Source organism: Mixta mediterraneensis, assembly GCF_014946725.1.
Taxonomy (GTDB): domain Bacteria; phylum Pseudomonadota; class Gammaproteobacteria; order Enterobacterales; family Enterobacteriaceae; genus Pantoea; species Pantoea mediterraneensis.
The window spans coordinates 81,624-99,960 of record NZ_JACFXY010000012.1 but is presented as its reverse complement, the minus strand read 5'-3'; the positions used below and the strand labels follow the sequence as shown (position 1 = coordinate 99,960).

Genomic DNA, 18,337 nt, shown 5'->3' with positions numbered 1-18,337 from the left:
CAAAGGGCTTTTTTACGTCCGGTTCCCGGACCGTTTTAACGCGATAAAAGCCAGTTGATAATGAAATCAGCAATAAGCTCAGGCTCGTTAATATCCAAAACAGGCAGGTGAAGCGAGATAGGTTGATCGCTCGCGACAGCAATGACCTGCTCATCAAGCAGGTCCTTAACAGATCCGTTAATACTCGAACGATATAACGCAATCTTTGGCACAGCTTCGTTTTTAAACCCTTCAACCAAAACCAAATCCAGCAAAGATGTCTCCATACGATCCACGAGATAATGCAGATCTGTCTTTTCTGTGGTTGTTTCACACATCAATGCCCAACGCTGTGAGCTGGCGACTATCACTTGATCGGCGCCCGCCTTTCTCAAAACGTAGCTATCCTTACCTGGCGTATCAATCTCCATATTGTGATGAGTATGCTTAATCAACCCGACACGCACGTCACGCGAGTTAAGTAAAGGAATCACTTTCTGCAATAGGGTTGTTTTTCCTGTGCCGCTCCAGGTGTCAATACCGATCGAATTCTGACCCACCCTGCCAAAGTAAAACTGACCCACCCCCTTTGAATCATTCGAGCGTTGTTGCTTTCGTTTTCTTCTGGAGTTGACCGCTTTTCAGCTTATCTTTCAGTCGATAGCTTTGGCCGCTGATTTGGGCGATATGCGCATGGTGAAGCAGCCGATCCAGCATCGCTGCCGTCAGTGTCTCGTCATCACCAAACGTTCCGGACCACTGCGTAAACGGCAGGTTGCTGGTCAGGATCACGCTGCCTGACTCATACCGTTTAGCGACTACCTGGAAGAACAGGTTCGCCTCCATTTTACCGAACGGCAGATATCCCACTTCGTCGATGATCAACAGCTTAGGTTTACCTACGACGCGGTTCAGGTAGCCCTTCAGGTCACCCTGACGATGTGACGCCATCAGTTGCAGCATCATGTCGGCGGCGGTAATGAACCGAATGCTTAAACCCGCCATCGCGGCCTTATAGCCAATGGCGGTCGCCAGGTGCGTTTTGCCGACGCCAGAAGGCCCGAGCAGGACAACGTTCTCCTGACGTTCGATAAATGTCAGACCCGCCAACTCCTGGATCTGACTTCGTGGAACGCCACTGGCATAGGCGTAATCGAACTGCTCCAGTGTTTTTATCACCGGCAGGCCTGATAACCGCAAAATGGTCTGGCGACGCCGTTCGTTCTGGCCATCATGCTGGAGCTGCAAAACGGCTTCCAGGAAGTCGGCATGCGTGCCGCTGTTGTCGATGGTCGCCTGTGCCACACCCGGCCACTCTGCCGGCAGGCGGTCGAGCTTGAGTTGCTCGCAGAGCGCGGCAATACGATCATGTTGAAGGTTCATGCTGGCACCTCGAGCAAGGCCTGGTACGTTGCCAGAGGATGTTGCAGGCTCTCGGTCGGCACCGGACGCTGGCTGAGCGCTGGGACAGGTGCAGGCAATGCCAACGTGACCTTCGGTAACGGCAATAGCGCAGCACGCTCGCGCGGCATGCGCTGCTCAGGCGGTACGCCTGTGGTGCCATGCACTCGTGTGTTCGCGACGGTGACCAGCCACTCGCCGATGCGTGTGTTGGCAGCAGGTACATCCAGTACCAGCCCGGCCTGCCGGAAGGTCGCGGTAAGAGGCACGATAAAGCTGTTCTTGAGGTAATGGTTAAACCGCTCAACCTTACCCTTGGTCTTGGCGCGATAGGGTCGGCAGACCTTGGGAGTAAAGGCATACTTCTCGGCGACGTGCATCAACTGCGGGTTCCAGCGATGCTTACCGGGGCCGTAGACATCGCGCTCAATGATGATGGCCTTGGCGTTGTCGAACAGCAGCTGATGCGGCGTCCCGCCGAAGAACCTGAGCGCAGACTCAATGCCGTCACACCAGGCAGCGGAGTCCTGGTTGCTGTAAAACTTGACGAAAGTCGCGCGGCTCCAGCCCAGCGTGGCGACAAAGGCCAGCAATGGGTTATGACCGAGTCTGATGATGGTGAAATCAACTTGCATCTGAAAGCCAGGCTCGGTCTCGAAGCGTGTTACCTCTTCAGTGACGGGCTGCTTAATGGGGTGCAGGAAAGCGGTCAGCATGCTGTAACCACCCTCGTAACCACGCTGACGGATCTCGCGCAGCAGCACACTGGCGGGGATCCAAAGGGGCCTGGCAGCTGCCACGCGCCCAAGGATATAGGTCTTGAACGGGTCAAGCTTGCAGGGTCTGGGTGCGCGAGGCTTGTAGCGCCTATCCGCCACGGGCAGCGGGCTACGAATATATCTGCGAACGGTCTCACGAGAGCATGAAAGCTGGCGCGCGATGGCGCGTATCGACATGCCCTGACGGTGTAAAACACTAATCTCCACTCTGGTCTCCAATGTCATCATTGGCAGTGCCTTAAAACTGCCATTTTTACCCTAGGTGGGTCAGATTTACATCGGCAGGTGGGCCAGTTTTACATCGGTAGCGACACCAGGCGGTAATCGCAAGTAAAGGAAGTGTCATTTCAGAAGATCTTCTGGCGTATTAATGTTCCGGAAAGCCAGTTCATTGTCGCTGAACTGAACCGCATGACCACCCTGTTCAAGAAGAAACGACATTAACCGCCGTTCGCCACGTTGCAGATAATCGGTGAGCGCCTCCACGACATCCTTGTGTATAAGCGATAATGTGGGATGATCACGTTCCTGTGAGCGTACCCATACGGCAGGCGCATTTCCTTTTTGCTGCCATAATTGCTGAACGTAATTAAGAGGGACGTCGGGTGTGTCGCAAGGGCAAAAAACAGCCCAGTCCCCAGAAATAACGCTGAGTGTACTCAGCATGCCGCCCAACGGGCCTAGATAATCTGCAACAGAATCTTTTACGACCTGATACCCCTTCATCTGATAGCGATCAATGTTACGGTTGGCGCTAACCATGACAATATCGACTTGCGGTTCAAGCCGCTGAAGGACATGCTGATAAAGCGGCACGCCATTAAGCAGCAGCAATCCTTTATCCTCACCACCCATACGGCGACCCTGACCACCGGCCAGAATAACACCGGTTAATGCTGCCATACTGTTGTCCTCGCTTTTGGTTTGCTGTTAATACTATTTTGAGGAGCCTGAGATGAAATGCCATCGCCTAAACGAGTTAATGGAATTGCTTCAACCGGCCTGGCAAAAGGAACCCGATCTTAATCTGGTTGTATTTTTACAGAAACTTGCGCAAGAGTCTGGCTTCAGTGGTCCATTAAGTGAATTACCGGATGACGTATTGATTTACCATTTAAAAATGCGCGACTCTGCCCAGTACGATGAGATTCCTGGTTTAAAAAAGGTTTACGAAGCTGATTTTAAAATGGCTTTACTGCGCGCGCGTGGTGTCATTAAGGATGGTGAGTAATGTATCCTTGCTGGCTAACAGCATAAGGCTACACAGGTAAGAAAATGAGCGACGCTGCTTTTAATTTTCAGACGCTGAATCCCGATATGATCCTGGATGCGCTTTGGGATGTAGGAATCCGTGTTGAATCGGGGCTGACGGCTCTTAATAGCTATGAAAACCGTGTCTATCAATTTGCTGATGACGATAAACGTCGCTATGTAGCAAAATTTTATCGGCCACAGCGCTGGCAGTCAGAACAAATCAACGAAGAACATCAGTTCGCGCTGGATTTACAGGCTGACGAAGTTCCTGTTGCGGCTCCCCTCGTCCTGCAAGGCAAAACCTTGCAGATACATGCGGGCTTCTGTTTTGCCGTGTTCCCAAGTCTGGGTGGACGACAGTACGAAACTGATAATGAAGAGCAAATGGAGTGGGTTGGACGCTTTTTAGGTCGCATTCACCAGACAGGGTGTAAGGCGTTATTTAAGCATCGCCCTTTGATAGGACTAGAGGAGTATCTTTATCAACCTCGACAGGTGCTGGAACAGACCAGCTTAGTGCCTGCTAAGCTCAAAGCTGCTTTGCTACAGACAATTGATAAATTGAGCGCCACGCTACAACAACGTTGGCACCACGCCTGGCAGCCGCTACGTTTACATGGCGACTGCCATCCCGGCAATATTTTATGGCGCGATGGCCCCTTATTTGTTGATCTGGATAATGCCCGAAACGGCCCTGCTGTACAGGATCTATGGATGCTAATAAATGGCAATCGTCAGGAACAGCGTATTCAGTGGAACATTTTGCTGGAAGCGTACAGTGAATTCAGCGATTTCGATATTAATGAATTGTCACTGATTGAGCCTTTACGCGCCATGCGCATGGTTTATTATCTGGCCTGGGTAGTGCGCCGCTGGCAGGACCCGGCTTTTCCACGCGCATTTCCGTGGATGACCGATGAAGATTTCTGGCGCAGACAGATTTCACTATTTACCGAGCAGGAGAAGCTGTTACAGGAACCGCCTTTGCAGCTCACTCCGCAATTTTAATGAAGAAGTCAGGAGAGTTTTTCACGATGAAAAAAATTTGGTTTGCATTGATAGGATTAACGCTGGCATTTAGCGCATCGGCTGCACAATTTGATGACGGAAAACAGTATGTCAGTTTGCAGAAGCCAATCGCAGGTGAACCACAGGTGATGGAGTTCTTCTCCTTTTTCTGCCCCCATTGCTATCAATTCGAACGTATTTATCACGTAAGCGATGCCGTGAAAAAGAATCTGCCAGCCGATGTGAAAGTAGTGGCATACCATGTTGATTTTCTGGGCGGCGAACTGGGTCCGATCACGACCCACGCATGGGCTGTTGCAATGGCGTTAGGCGTTGAAAACAAAGTGATTGCGCCAATTTTTGATGGCACCCAAAAAAGCCAAACCATCACGGATGCTGCCAGCTTAAAAGCGACATTCATCCAGGCTGCGGGCATTTCATCTCAAGATTACGATGCTGCCTGGAACAGCTTTGCGGTTAAAGCGCTGGTTGCTCAACAGGAAAAAGCCGCGGCAGACGTTAACCTACAGGGTGTGCCCGCCATGTTCGTTAATGGTAAATATATGGTGAATAATGGCGGTTTAGATACCAGCTCAATGGATAACTTCGTAGCGGATTATGCCAACGTAGTTAAATTCCTGGTTAATAAAAAGTAATTTCTGCCTGTTTGTGTGAACGCCAGCTAAGCTGGCGTTTTTTATTGGTAATAAATTCAGAACGGTATTCGCTATTTGTTAAGGCATAAATTTAATATCCACACAAGGGATCGCATAATTAAAAACCGCGATCGAGTCACGGATTTTATGTAACTCACTGTATTTATTGGATTAAGATTTAAGTGTAGACTTTATTTTGTGTAAATAACAATATGTTATGATTTTTACGCACAAAGTTATCCACAAGACGATCACTGCGATCCTTCCCCCAAATCCGTTAAATGCTGCTGTCATAGGCGGCCAAAATTCAACATTCCTCTCAAGCTGTGGCATCCTTATAGACCAACCCATGGCAACGAAGAATAGACAGACTTATGGCGCAAATAGCAGAAAATCCACTGATTCTGGTTGATGGCTCATCATATCTTTATCGCGCATACCACGCCTTCCCACCGCTGACCAACAGCGCTGGTGAGCCAACTGGTGCCATGTATGGTGTGCTTAACATGCTGAAAAGCCTGTTAACCCAGTACAAACCAGATCGTGTTGCTGTGGTCTTTGACGCGAAAGGCAAAACCTTCCGGGACGAGCTGTTTGAACATTATAAATCTCACCGCCCACCGATGCCTGATGACCTGCGCGCTCAAATCGAGCCGTTACATGAAATGGTTAAAGCGATGGGGCTCCCCTTGCTGGCGATCAGTGGCGTTGAAGCGGATGACGTAATCGGCACTTTAGCGCTTGAAGCAGAGAAAAAAGGCCGCGCAGTTTTAATCAGTACCGGTGATAAAGATATGGCGCAACTGGTCACGCCTGCCATCACGCTCATCAATACTATGACGAACACCATTCTTGGCCCGGAGGAAGTGGAACAGAAATACGGTGTCCCTCCCGCTCTGATTATTGATTTCCTTGCCATGATGGGTGATAGCTCGGACAACATTCCAGGCGTGCCGGGCGTTGGCGAAAAAACCGCACAAGCTCTGCTGCAAGGCTTAGGCGGCATGCAGGCGATTTATGACAATCTGGATAAAGTTGCCGATTTGCCATTCCGCGGGGCGAAAACTATGGCGGCGAAGCTGGAACAGAATCGTGAAGTAGCGTTTCTTTCTTATCAGCTGGCTACTATCAAAACCGATGTAGAGCTGGAGTTAACGTGCGAACAGCTTACGGTGAATGAACCGGATGTGGTTGCGTTGCAGGCACTCTTTAGCCGCTATGAATTCAAACGCTGGTTAGTTGATCTTCAGGATGGCAAATGGCTACAAGGCAAAAAAAGTAACCAGCAGGCGCAAAAGGCGTTGTCCGACGAGCCAGCCCAGCAGCAGAAGGAGACTGAGAGTATGCTCTCCGCTGATGGCTATGTCACCATCCTGGATCAGCAAACCTTTGAAAGCTGGATCGATAAGCTTAAAAAAAGTGACGTATTTGCTTTTGATCTGGAAACCGACTCGCTTGACACCTTAAGCGCCAGTATTGTCGGGATTGGCTTTGCTGTTGCGCCCGGCGAAGCCGCATATTTGCCTGTCGCTCATGATTATCTTGATGCGCCTGAACAGCTTGATCGTAATGCTGTACTTGAACAGCTCAAACCGCTGCTGGAAGATGACAAAGCTTATAAAGTTGGACAGAACCTGAAATACGATCGTGGTGTGTTGAAGAATTACGGTATTGAACTGGCGGGCATCCGGTTCGACACCATGCTGGAGTCCTATATTCTCAACAGTGTGGTTGGCAAACATGATATGGATAGCCTGGCAGCACGCTGGCTGAAACATAAAACCGTGACGTTTGAAGAAATTGCTGGCAAAGGTAAAAATCAGCTCACTTTTAATCAAATCGCTCTGGAACAGGCTGCACATTATGCGGCAGAAGATGCAGACGTCACGCTGCAATTGCATTTGAAAATGTGGCCGCAACTGGAAAAAGAAGCCGGTCCGAAAAATGTTTTCGAGCAAATTGAAATGCCCCTGCTGACGGTAATATCGCGTATTGAGCGTAATGGGGTGCTCATTGACCAAAACATTCTGGCGCAACATTCGAAAGAGCTTGCTGCTCGGCTGGCAGAACTGGAGCTAAAAGCCCATGAGCTGGCGGGCGAGCCGTTCAATCTCTCTTCAACTAAACAGCTGCAGGTCATTCTGTTTGAAAAGCAGGGCATTAAGCCAACTAAAAAAACACCAGGCGGTGCGCCTTCTACCAGTGAAGAGGTGTTAGCCGAACTGGCCCTGGATTATCCGCTGCCAAAAGTCATCCTTGAGCATCGTGGCTTATCCAAACTTAAATCGACTTATACCGACAAGCTACCGCTGATGATTAATCCGCTAAGTGGCCGCGTTCACACCTCTTATCATCAAGCGGTCACCGCCACAGGCCGTCTGTCGTCTACCGATCCTAACCTGCAAAACATTCCGGTGCGCAACGACGAAGGTCGCCGTATCCGGCAGGCTTTTATTGCCGCTAAGGGTAATCGCATCGTGGCAGCTGACTATTCACAAATTGAGCTGCGCATCATGGCCCATCTGTCCCAGGATAAAGGTCTATTAGACGCGTTTGCTCAGGAAGAGGACATTCACCGTGCTACCGCTTCAGAGGTGTTTGGCGTTGCTTTAAGTAAGGTGAGCGGTGAACAACGTCGCAGCGCAAAAGCCATCAATTTTGGTCTGATTTATGGCATGAGCGCTTTTGGCCTGTCGCGGCAGCTCAATATCGGGGCTGGCGAAGCGAAGAAATATATGGATTTATACTTTGAGCGTTATCCAGGCGTACTGCGTTATATGGAGAATACGCGTCAACTGGCAGCCGAAAAAGGTTACGTCGAAACTCTGGATGGACGCCGCCTGTGGCTGCCTGATATTAAGTCCAGTAACGCAATGCGGCGCAAAGCGGCTGAACGTGCTGCGATCAACGCCCCCATGCAAGGGACTGCGGCAGACATCATTAAGCGAGCGATGATTGCTGTTGACGGCTGGCTTGAGCAACAAAATAACGATTCGGTGAAGATGATCATGCAGGTACATGATGAACTGGTATTTGAAGTTAAGGTCGATGCGGTTGAGTCTGCAAGTCAGCAGATCCGCACATTGATGGAAGGGAGCATGAAGCTGGACGTGCCGTTACGGGTAGAGGTTGGCGTTGGAGATAACTGGGATCAGGCTCATTAATCTGACATAGACGTTGGCCGATGAAGACATTTTCATCGGTCATGTCAGCATCATAAGTAAATTGTTTACTTAAACGTTTCAGCCATGAAGTTATTGCTTCGGTGAAAAGCGTGCGGACTAACTGTCTCACGCCTAAGCATTTTTTTAATAATTAAACTACATCAGATGCTTGTTTTTGTGACGAGTCTTGTAAAAAAAATACCATTTAATGTAAGGCAGCAACAAAAAAACCTTTGTTGCTCAGCAAAAATCAGGTAAAGTTCAAGGCGTAGGGTACAGAGGTAAGATGTTCTATCTTTCAGACCTTTTACTTCACGTAATCGGATTTGGCTGAATATTAGCCGCCCCAGTCATCATGTGACTGGGGCGTTTTTTATTGGGCTTTTTGATCTGCGATACAGCGATCGCGAAGCCATTTTTATTTATTCTGCAACATCGCTATCTTCGTCTGTAGACGCAACGTCTGGTTTATTGAACCAGCTATCCAGCTTGTGGCGCACTTTATCCACACCTAACTTTTTCAGCGATGAGAATACTTCAACCTGCACATCGCCCATAAATGCCATTGATGCTTCCCGAACCCTATTTAGCTGCGTCTTGCGCGCGCCTGACGCCAGTTTGTCGGCTTTCGTTAATAACAGCAGCACTGGAATACCGCTTTCAACTGACCACTGAATCATCTGCTGATCGAGATCTTTTAGCGGATGACGAATATCCATCAGAACCACCAGGCCTTTTAGCGCCTGACGTTTTTGCAGGTATTCACCCAGTGCACGCTGCCATTTCAGCTTCATCGCTTCCGGCACTTCGGCGTAGCCGTAACCTGGCAAGTCAACCAGGCGTTTGCCTTCGCTCACTTCAAACAGATTGATCAGTTGAGTACGACCAGGCGATTTACTGGTACGTGCCAGGCTTTTTTGGTTGGTCAACGTATTGAGTGCGCTTGATTTACCGGCATTTGAGCGTCCGGCAAACGCGACTTCAATGCCGGTATCAGACGGCAAGTGGCGGATGTCAGGCGCGCTAAGTACAAAGCGGGTAACGTGATAATTCAGTTCAGACAAGGTAACACTCCAAAAATACGTATTCAGGCAATAGCGCTGATTATACGCGTTATGGCGCTAAAGTACTCAATGATGTCTTTTCTCACGCTTTTGTAAGATATTTGCCATAAATAATGGTAGTTATGTCGTCTTTTATTTTATTTTTAAAAATAAAATTAACTTACTATTCAATGCATTAAATAAAAAAATTGAACTTTTCGCAAAAATAGTAAATAAGTCTGGCTTGAGGGTTTTACTAATTGGACTACATTATTGAGCAGTGCATGGCAGCACCCATCAGGATGATGCGCTCAGGGAACTCAGGATGATGAAGAGCGAAGGAGGGGAAATGGCCAGGGATTGCGGGCCAGACAAGGAAAAGGAGAGGCTCAGGCGTTGAGCAGGCGCAGGATTAACCGGGACGTTACCAGCCAAAAAGGATTTAAAACACGATTCCTTCACATGAAGGTGTGAAATAAGGCGACAGCTTGAGCTGTCGCCTTTTTTCTTTGCCTGCTTTCTGCTAGATTTCGCCGCAATTCTATACTGAATAAAAAACGCTGAGATAAAACACTATGAAGCAACCTGCACGAGCTGCGAACGGCAAACCTGCCGCCAGGGCCAAACGCAAATCGCGTGAAGAAATAAACATGGAAGCACGTGACCGCAAACGCGATAAAAAGCATCGCGGCCATGCGTCAGGCAGTCGTGCCAATCCCGAAACCAGGACCAGTAAAGGCGGACGCCAGAACGATACCGTCAAAGATCCGCGTATCGGCAGCAAAAAGCCGATTGCTTTAGTTGCTGAAGACCAAACCGCACCGGCTAAAGTTAAAAAAGCCGTAGCCAAATCTGCGGTTGAGAAAGCCCGTCTGACTCCCGAAGAAGAGCTGGCGAAGCTGGAAAATGATCCTCGCCTGGATAATCTGCTTGATCGTCTTGAAAGTGGCGAAACGTTGTCCGCCGAAGATCAAGGCTGGTTAGATGCGGCGCTGGATCGTATTGACGAGCTGATGGAGCAGTTAGGTATCGCCATGGATGACGACGAAGATGAGCAGGCCGAAGAAGATATGTATCGTCTGCTGAAAGGTAGCTGAATCTTTTTGATCGGCATGCGTGAAAACGCATGCCGTACTTAGCAGATAAACAATAATGCTTTGGCCTGGATCAATTTTCGCGCTGCTACTGACATGTTATCTACTGTGGTTATTGATTAAACTACGACGCCTGTCGCGTTTGAAGCAACGTATACGTCGGGTTTCAACCCGCTCATCTTTCTCCTCTTCTGCATCGCGACCTTCTATCAGACGACGTCACCGGAAGGAGTAAGCATGTCATCGCAGCAGATTAAGTGGGAGCAGGCGTTAATTGAAAAATACAATTATGCCGGTCCGCGTTATACCTCCTATCCCACCGCGCTGGAGTTCAGTGAAAGCTACGTTGAAGCCGATTTCCAGCGTGCGGTGATACGCTACCCCGATCGCCCATTATCGCTCTACGTCCATATTCCGTTTTGCCACCGACTTTGCTACTTCTGCGGCTGCAATAAAATTGTGACGCGCCAGCTACACAAGGCTGATCGCTATCTGGATGTGTTAGAACAAGAAATCTGCCAACGCGCGCCGTTATTCCGTCAGCGCCGAGTGACTCAGCTGCACTGGGGAGGCGGTACGCCAACGTTTCTGAATAAAGCACAAATTACCCGTCTGGTTACCTTGCTGAAGCAACACTTTGACGTAGCGGATGATGCAGAAATGTCGATCGAGGTTGATCCCCGCGAAATTGCGCTGGACGTCATCGATCATTTACGTGCGCTGGGCTTCAGTCGATTAAGTATGGGCGTACAGGACTTCAATAAAGCGGTGCAGGAACGTATCAACCGCGTACAGGACGAGGACGTCATCTTCGGTCTGATGGAAAGAGCACGTCAGCAAGGCTTTAGCTCAACCAGTATCGATCTGATTTATGGCTTGCCGCTACAAACGCCAGACAGCTTCGCTTATACCTTAAAACGCGTTATCGACCTGAGTCCCGATCGTCTTAGCGTCTTTAATTACGCCCATATGCCTGCACTGTTTGCTGCCCAGCGCAAAATTAAAGATGAGGAGCTACCTACAGCGCAGCAAAAACTGATTATTCTGCATGACACTATCGCGACGCTGACGCAGCAAGGGTATCAGTTCATTGGTATGGATCATTTTGCAAAGCCGCAGGATGAGCTGGCAATCGCTCAACGTGCTGGCCTTCTTCACCGCAATTTTCAGGGCTACACCACCCAGGGAGACAGCGATCTGCTTGGGCTTGGCGTATCAGCGATTAGCATGATCGGCGACAGCTATGCGCAAAATCAAAAAGCGCTAAACGCGTGGTATGAAAACGTGACCCGTAAAGGGCATGGTTTATGGCGTGGCCTGACGCTAAGCGAAGATGACAACTTACGTCGCGACGTGATTAAACAGCTGATCTGCAATTTCTCATTAGATTTTAAAACGGTAGAAGCGCAATGGGATATTCGTTTTAGCGACTATTTCGCGGAGGATCTGGCGCTCCTGAAACCACTGATTGCCGATGGGCTGGTGGAGCAAAGCGCAACGGGCCTGTATGTGACGGGAACGGGGCGTTTACTGATTCGTAATATCTGTATGTGCTTTGATGTGTATCTGCGCCAGAAAGCACGTCAGCAGCAATTTTCTCGCGTTATATAAAGCAAAACGGCCGGAACAAAAATTATGCGCCGGCCGTTTATCTCTACACTACTCCATGCCGAGTTCTTTCAGTTTGCGCGTCAGCGTATTTCGTCCCCAACCCAGCAAACGTGCGGCTTCCTGTTTGTGACCTTGCGTATGTCGCAGCGCGGTAGTGAGCAGCGTGCGTTCCATCTCCGGTTGTGCTTCTGACAGCAGGTTTTGATGACCGGAACGTAGGGCGCGATCGGCCCATTGCGCCAGCAGGGTTGCCCAGCTATCAGGTAGCGACTGAACGGGATTTTCTGGCGTGCTGGATTCGAACAGCTCTGCGGGTAAATCCTGAATCAGTACTTCCTGGCCCGCCGCCATCACCGTTAACCAGCGGCAGGTATTCTCAAGCTGGCGCACGTTACCTGACCAGTGCAGACGCGTCAGCGCTGTTTCGGTTTCAGGATGCAGGATTTTCGCTTCAACCCCCAGTTCACGTGCGGCAATCTGTAAGAAATAACGCGCCAGGCGTGGAATATCTTCGCGGCGTTCGCGCAATGGCGGCAAATGAACGCGAATCACATTCAGGCGGTGAAATAAGTCCTCACGGAATTTACCTTCCTGCACGCGTAACTCAAGATTCTGATGCGTTGCTGCAATGATGCGTACATCGACCTTCACGGGTGCATATCCACCTACGCGATAAAACTGGCCATCCGCTAATACACGCAGTAAGCGGGTTTGCACATCTAAAGGCATATCGCCGATTTCATCTAAAAACAGCGTGCCGCCATCGGCCTGCTCAAAACGGCCCTGGCGAATTTGATTTGCGCCGGTAAAGGCCCCTTTTTCGTGGCCAAATAGCTCTGACTCAATCAAATCTTTGGGAATGGCCGCCATATTTAATGCAATAAACGGAGATTTGGCTCGCGGGCTGTGACGATGCAGCGCATGCGCCACAAGTTCTTTACCGGTACCCGATTCACCGTTAATCAGCACGCTAATTGACGAGCGGGACAGCCGACCAATAATGCGAAAGACGTCCTGCATCGCTGGTGCTTCACCAATAATATCGGTGGTCGGTCCGCTAACGGGCTGATTACGCGGCTGCTGCTGTTCCTGATAATGGCTGATTGCACGTTCGACCAGCGCGACCGCTTCATCAATATCGAAGGGTTTTGGCAGGTAATCAAACGCACCTTGCTGGTAAGCACTGACGGCCGCATCCAGATCGGAGTGCGCGGTCATGATGATTACGGGCAACATCGGATGACGCTGTTTAATCTGTTTCAGCAGCGTCAGCCCATCCATGCCCGGCATGCGAATATCTGACAATAAAACATCTGGGGTTTTGGTCGAAAGCGCATCCAACACTTCGTTAGCGCTGTCAAACGTGGCGCAGCTTAAACCGGCTCCAGTGAGCGCGCGTTCAAGCACCCAGCGGATGGAGCTATCGTCATCGACGATCCAGACTATCCCTCGTTGCATAGAAACCTCACTGGCGAATAGGCAAGTAAATCGAGAATTCGGTATGGCCAGGCCAACTGTTAAATTCTATTTTTCCTGAATGCTGATCGATCAGACTACGGGCGATTGAGAGGCCCAGGCCGGTGCCGCCCTCGCGTCCGCTTACCATGGGATAAAACAGCGTATCCTGCAGTTGGGCTGGAATACCCGGGCCGTCATCTTCAATATCGATGCGTGCCACAAGGCGATAGCGCGTGCCGTGCAGCGTTAACTGAAAGGCTGTGCGGGTGCGAATAATGATTTTCCCCCCTTCATCACCCAAGGCCTGAAGCGCATTACGTACGACGTTGAGTAAGACCTGTTCGATTTGATCCGGGTCGTGTGGCAACTCCGGTAGACTGGGGTCGTAATCCCGCACCAGCGAGATATTATCCGGCAACTCCATCGACACCAGATTCACTACACGCTCAGCGACCTGATGAATGCTTTGGGTTATGTGCATGCCCGGCTGCTGTGGCCCTAACAGGCGATCCACCAGGTTTCGCAACCGATCCGCCTGCTCAATAATGACTTTGGTATATTCATTCAGGGAGGGATCGGGCAGCGCGCGCGACAAGAGTTGTGCAGCACCGCGTAAGCCTCCCAGTGGGTTTTTAATTTCATGCGCCAGACCGCGAACCAAATCGCGAGCGGCTACCTGCTGGGCATGCTGTAATTGTTCCTGACTGAGGCGTCGTTGATTATCCATCGGCGCCATTTCCAACAGGATAAAGCCGTCAGGCAAGCGTTGCGCCGTCAGCGACATGATATGCGCACGACCATCCACAACCAGCGTAACTTCACTGTCGGTAAATCCCTGGCCTGCCTCAAGACTTTCGCGCATTACCTCAATATTCAGCGAAAAGTAGCCAGTTAATTCAGGTAACGGCGTGCCGAACAATTTACGAGAGCTTTGCGCCAGTAATTGCTGTGCTGCCGGATTGGCGTAATGAATAACCAGACCGTTATCCACCAGCAAAATACTGTTGATTAAGGAATTGAGAATCTGCCCTGCATCGGGCAGCGAACCAGTTGCCATACAGCGATCCTCTGCACTAATTAAGTGCATTGTAGTCTTTAAGCCAAATTTAAGGCGTATAAGCGGTGAATTCGCGGAGAAAAAAGCCCATCCGAAGATGGGCTGAAAGTTTCCACGGCAACATAAAACCTAAAATTGATTAAACGCTGTAGTAAAGCTCGAATTCTACTGGGTGTGGAGTCATACGAACGCGGTCATCGTCTGCTTTGCGCAGGACGATGTAGGCGTCAATCGTGTCGTCAGTGAACACGCCACCACGGGTCAGGAATTCACGGTCTTCGTTCAGTGCGTTCAGGGCTTCTTCCAGTGAACCGGCTACTTTTGGAATCTCAGCTTCTTCTTCCGGCGGCAGGTCATACAGGTTTTTGTCCATGGCATCGCCTGGGTGGATCTTATTGATGATGCCGTCAAGGCCGGCCATCAGCAGAGCGGTAAATGCCAGGTATGGGTTAGCCGCTGGATCCGGGAAGCGTGCTTCGATACGACGTGCTTTCGGGCTGGCAACAACCGGAATTCGGATGGAAGCCGAGCGGTTACGGGCTGAGTAAGCCAGCATAACCGGCGCTTCGTAGCCTGGAACCAGACGCTTGTACGAGTTAGTGGTTGGGTTCGCCAGGGCGTTAATCGCTTTAGCGTGCTTAATCACACCGCCGATATAGAACAGCGCCATTTCAGACAGGCCGCCGTACTTATCGCCAGAGAACAGGTTCTCGCCACCTTTAGACAGTGACATATGGCAGTGCATACCTGAACCGTTGTCGCCAAACATTGGCTTCGGCATAAAGGTGGCTGTTTTGCCGTAAGCGTGCGCGACGTTATGCACGACATATTTGTAGATCTGAATTTCGTCAGCTTTTTTGGTCATGGTGTTGAAGCGGGTTGCCACTTCGTTCTGACCGGCTGTTGCCACTTCATGGTGATGCGCTTCTACTACCAGGCCCATTTGTTCCATGGTCAGACACATGGCAGAACGGATGTCCTGTGATGAGTCAACGGGTGGAACCGGGAAGTAGCCGCCTTTCAGACCTGGACGGTGACCTTTGTTGCCGCCTTCGTATTCTTTACCGGTATTCCATGCTGCTTCGATGTCATCAATAGCAACGTGTGAGCCGGAAGTAGAAGAGCCGAAGCGGATGTCATCGAACAGGAAGAATTCGGGTTCTGGTCCGAACAGCACGGTGTCCGCGATGCCAGAAGAGCGCAGGAAATCTTCAGCGCGCTTTGCAATTGAGCGCGGGTCACGATCGTAGCCCTGCATCGTGCCTGGTTCAAGGATGTCACAACGGATGATCAGCGTAGAATCTTCGAAGAACGGATCCATTACCGCTGTGGTCGCGTCAGGCATCAGCACCATGTCTGATTCGTTAATACCTTTCCAGCCACCGATGGAGGAGCCATCGAACATTTTGCCTTCTTCGAAGAAGTCAGCGTTAACCTGGTGAGCAGGGATAGTAACGTGCTGTTCTTTACCTTTGGTATCGGTAAAACGCAGGTCAACAAACTTAACTTCATGCTCGTTCATCATCGAGAGAACGTGTTCAGCGGACATACTCAACTCTCCTGGAAATGGTCATTGTCTACATGGTGAGAGAACTTTGTTGCCTGAAATGCGTCTCTTGATACATCCATCCCTAACCAACAGATCTCGGCAAGCTCTTCAACCGTTGTCTAACTGTCGTTTTTGCTTAATTCATATAAAGCGAATTCTGTGCCAACTTTATCTTATCGCGCTAAATCGCGCTGTAACGCATTTTGCAGGCTTGGCGGACTGCACCATTATGGATGATATGCACTAAATTGGTGCTACAGGCTTAAATATAAGCACTAATTTGGTGCAATCTGCCAATTTAGTGCATTTTCTACACCGGGAACAGTGCGAGTTTCCGTCAATGCAATAATCTTTCAGTGAAAAGTGTGATCATGTTCAGTATTCCGCTTAATCCGTGTACAATAGCGCGCTATTTCTAATGCCTGAGGCAAAGCTGTGATCGAAAATTTGCGTAACATCGCCATTATCGCGCACGTTGACCATGGAAAGACCACCCTGGTTGACAAACTGTTGCAACAATCCGGTACCTTCGACGCCCGTACCGAAGCTACTGAGCGGGTGATGGACTCAAATGATTGGGAGAAAGGGCGGGGGTTTACCATCCTCGAAAAAAACACCGCCATTAAATGGAATGACTACCGTATCAACATTGTTGATACCCCAGGACACGCCGACTTCGGTGGTGAAGTTGAGCGCGTTATGTCCATGGTGGATTCGGTGCTGTTGGTTGTAGATGCGATGGATGGCCCTATGCCGCAAACCCGCTTCGTGACCAAAAAAGCGTTCGCGCATGGTCTGAAGCCGATTGTGGTTATCAACAAAATTGACCGTCCTGGCGCTCGTCCAGACTGGGTTGTGGACCAGGTCTTTGACCTGTTCGTAAATCTTGATGCCACTGACGAGCAGCTTGATTTCCCAATCATTTATGCTTCTGCGCTGAATGGTATCGCGGGTCAGGAATACACGGATATGGCAGACGATATGACTCCGCTGTATCAGGCAATCGTTGACCACGTTTCTCCACCACAGGTTGAAGTTGAAGCGCCGCTGCAGATGCAAATTTCTCAGTTGGACTACAACAACTATCTGGGCGTGATCGGCATTGGCCGCATTAAGCGCGGTAAAATTAAGCCAAACCAGCAAGTTACTATTATCGACAGCGAAGGCAAAACCCGTAACGGGAAAGTCGGTAAAGTGCTGGGCCACCTTGGTCTGGAGCGTATTGATACCGATCTGGCTGAAGCTGGCGACATCGTTGCGGTTACCGGCCTGGGTGAGCTGAACATCTCTGACACCATTTGCGATCCTCAAAACGTGCAGGCGCTGCCAGCGCTGAGCGTTGATGAGCCAACCGTAACCATGTTTTTTAACGTCAACACCTCACCGTTCTGCGGTAAAGAAGGTAAGTACGTGACTTCACGTCAGATCCTTGAGCGTCTGAATAAAGAACTGGTTCACAACGTTGCGCTGCGTGTTGAAGAAACCGAAGACGCTGACGCGTTCCGCGTATCAGGTCGTGGTGAGCTGCACCTTTCCGTATTGATCGAAAACATGCGTCGTGAAGGTTTTGAACTGGCGGTATCTCGTCCGAAAGTTATCTTCCGTGAAATCGATGGTCGCAAACAAGAGCCGTTCGAGAACGTAACGCTGGATATTGAAGAAACGCACCAGGGCTCGGTAATGCAAGCCATGGGTGAGCGTAAAGGCGATCTGAAAAACATGGATCCGGATGGTAAAGGCCGCGTACGTCTCGACTACGTGATCCCAAGCCGTGGTCTGATCGGCTTCCGTAACGAATTCATGACCATGACTTCGGGTACTGGTCTGCTTTATTCCACCTTCAGCCACTACGACGATATTCGTCAGGGCGAAGTGGGACAGCGTCAGAACGGCGTGCTGATCTCTAACGGGCAGGGCAAAGCGGTAGCATTTGCCCTGTTCAGTCTGCAAGATCGCGGCAAGTTGTTCCTGGGTCACGGTGCGGAAGTCTATGAAGGCCAGATCATCGGTATTCACAGCCGTTCTAACGACCTGACGGTTAACTGTCTGACCGGTAAGAAGCTGACTAACATGCGTGCTTCCGGGACTGACGAAGCCACCACACTGGTTCCACCTGTCAAGATGACGCTTGAGCAGGCCATCGAGTTCATTGATGATGACGAACTGGTAGAAGTGACACCACAGTCAGTCCGTATTCGTAAACGTCACCTGACTGAGAACGAGCGTAAGCGCGCCTCACGCGGTAGCAAAGAAGTTTAATTTTTCTGCTACAGCTACTCAGCAA

16 protein-coding genes are annotated in these 18,337 nt (G+C 50.1%); 8 read left to right on the top strand and 8 right to left on the bottom strand.

Annotation, left to right across the window (positions count from 1 at the left end; genetic code table 11):
- Positions 1-35 precede the first annotated feature (35 nt).
- From mobB to mobA, 4 genes are all read right to left on the bottom strand, one after another.
- Positions 36-539 carry a molybdopterin-guanine dinucleotide biosynthesis protein MobB gene (gene mobB, locus H2P46_RS18480; protein WP_193406360.1) on the bottom strand — a complete coding sequence of 168 codons (504 nt, stop codon included), beginning with the start codon at positions 537-539 and terminating at the stop codon, positions 36-38.
- A 34-nt stretch (positions 540-573) separates the two neighbouring features.
- Positions 574-1,362, bottom strand: coding sequence for an IS21-like element helper ATPase IstB (istB, locus tag H2P46_RS18475; protein ID WP_193403211.1), 789 nt, complete (start codon positions 1,360-1,362; stop codon positions 574-576).
- On the bottom strand, positions 1,359-2,387 hold the full coding sequence (gene istA, locus H2P46_RS18470; RefSeq protein WP_193406324.1) for an IS21 family transposase: 1,029 nt from the start codon (positions 2,385-2,387) through the stop codon (positions 1,359-1,361). The genes istB and istA overlap by 4 nt, the downstream gene beginning before the upstream one ends.
- A gap of 114 nt (positions 2,388-2,501) precedes the next feature.
- Positions 2,502-3,062, bottom strand: coding sequence for a molybdenum cofactor guanylyltransferase MobA (gene mobA / locus H2P46_RS18465; protein WP_193406323.1), 561 nt, complete (start codon positions 3,060-3,062; stop codon positions 2,502-2,504).
- A 52-nt stretch (positions 3,063-3,114) separates the two neighbouring features.
- On the opposite strand from mobA, the gene H2P46_RS18460 reads away from it, so the two are divergent.
- The 5 genes from H2P46_RS18460 to spfP all read left to right on the top strand — a co-directional run bounded on the left by H2P46_RS18460 (position 3,115) and on the right by spfP (position 8,575).
- The gene (locus tag H2P46_RS18460) at positions 3,115-3,390 is read left to right on the top strand and encodes a YihD family protein (protein WP_193406322.1); all 276 of its coding nucleotides are present in this window, start codon (positions 3,115-3,117) and stop codon (positions 3,388-3,390) included.
- A gap of 44 nt (positions 3,391-3,434) precedes the next feature.
- Positions 3,435-4,421 carry a serine/threonine protein kinase gene (locus H2P46_RS18455; protein WP_193406321.1) on the top strand — a complete coding sequence of 329 codons (987 nt, stop codon included), beginning with the start codon at positions 3,435-3,437 and terminating at the stop codon, positions 4,419-4,421.
- Positions 4,422-4,447: 26 nt separating this feature from the next.
- Positions 4,448-5,077 carry a thiol:disulfide interchange protein DsbA gene (gene dsbA, locus H2P46_RS18450; RefSeq protein WP_193406320.1) on the top strand — a complete coding sequence of 210 codons (630 nt, stop codon included), beginning with the start codon at positions 4,448-4,450 and terminating at the stop codon, positions 5,075-5,077.
- A 374-nt stretch (positions 5,078-5,451) separates the two neighbouring features.
- A complete protein-coding gene (gene polA / locus H2P46_RS18445; protein ID WP_193406319.1) occupies positions 5,452-8,241 on the top strand; it encodes a DNA polymerase I in 2,790 nt (929 codons plus the stop codon).
- A 286-nt stretch (positions 8,242-8,527) separates the two neighbouring features.
- Complete coding sequence (gene spfP, locus H2P46_RS23535; RefSeq protein WP_071892919.1) at positions 8,528-8,575, top strand: small protein SpfP; 48 nt, start codon at positions 8,528-8,530, stop codon at positions 8,573-8,575.
- Between the two features lie 88 nt (positions 8,576-8,663).
- Here spfP and yihA read toward each other — a convergent pair whose 3' ends face one another.
- Positions 8,664-9,305, bottom strand: coding sequence for a ribosome biogenesis GTP-binding protein YihA/YsxC (gene yihA / locus H2P46_RS18440; protein ID WP_193406318.1), 642 nt, complete (start codon positions 9,303-9,305; stop codon positions 8,664-8,666).
- Between the two features lie 554 nt (positions 9,306-9,859).
- On the opposite strand from yihA, the gene yihI reads away from it, so the two are divergent.
- Complete coding sequence (gene yihI / locus H2P46_RS18435; RefSeq protein ID WP_193406317.1) at positions 9,860-10,381, top strand: Der GTPase-activating protein YihI; 522 nt, start codon at positions 9,860-9,862, stop codon at positions 10,379-10,381.
- Between the two features lie 234 nt (positions 10,382-10,615).
- On the top strand, positions 10,616-11,989 hold the full coding sequence (hemN, locus tag H2P46_RS18430; protein ID WP_193406316.1) for an oxygen-independent coproporphyrinogen III oxidase: 1,374 nt from the start codon (positions 10,616-10,618) through the stop codon (positions 11,987-11,989).
- Positions 11,990-12,037: 48 nt separating this feature from the next.
- Here the strand turns inward: hemN and glnG are convergent, their stop codons facing one another.
- The 3 genes from glnG to glnA all read right to left on the bottom strand — a co-directional run bounded on the left by glnG (position 12,038) and on the right by glnA (position 16,053).
- Complete coding sequence (glnG, locus tag H2P46_RS18425) at positions 12,038-13,447, bottom strand: nitrogen regulation protein NR(I) (RefSeq protein WP_193406315.1); 1,410 nt, start codon at positions 13,445-13,447, stop codon at positions 12,038-12,040.
- A 7-nt stretch (positions 13,448-13,454) separates the two neighbouring features.
- A complete protein-coding gene (gene glnL / locus H2P46_RS18420; protein ID WP_193406314.1) occupies positions 13,455-14,504 on the bottom strand; it encodes a nitrogen regulation protein NR(II) in 1,050 nt (349 codons plus the stop codon).
- Between the two features lie 139 nt (positions 14,505-14,643).
- Positions 14,644-16,053: a glutamate--ammonia ligase gene (glnA, locus tag H2P46_RS18415; protein ID WP_193406313.1), complete on the bottom strand. Its 1,410-nt coding sequence runs from the start codon at positions 16,051-16,053 to the stop codon at positions 14,644-14,646.
- 435 nt (positions 16,054-16,488) lie between these two features.
- On the opposite strand from glnA, the gene typA reads away from it, so the two are divergent.
- Positions 16,489-18,312, top strand: coding sequence for a ribosome-dependent GTPase TypA (gene typA, locus H2P46_RS18410; protein ID WP_193406312.1), 1,824 nt, complete (start codon positions 16,489-16,491; stop codon positions 18,310-18,312).
- Positions 18,313-18,337: the final 25 nt, after the last annotated feature.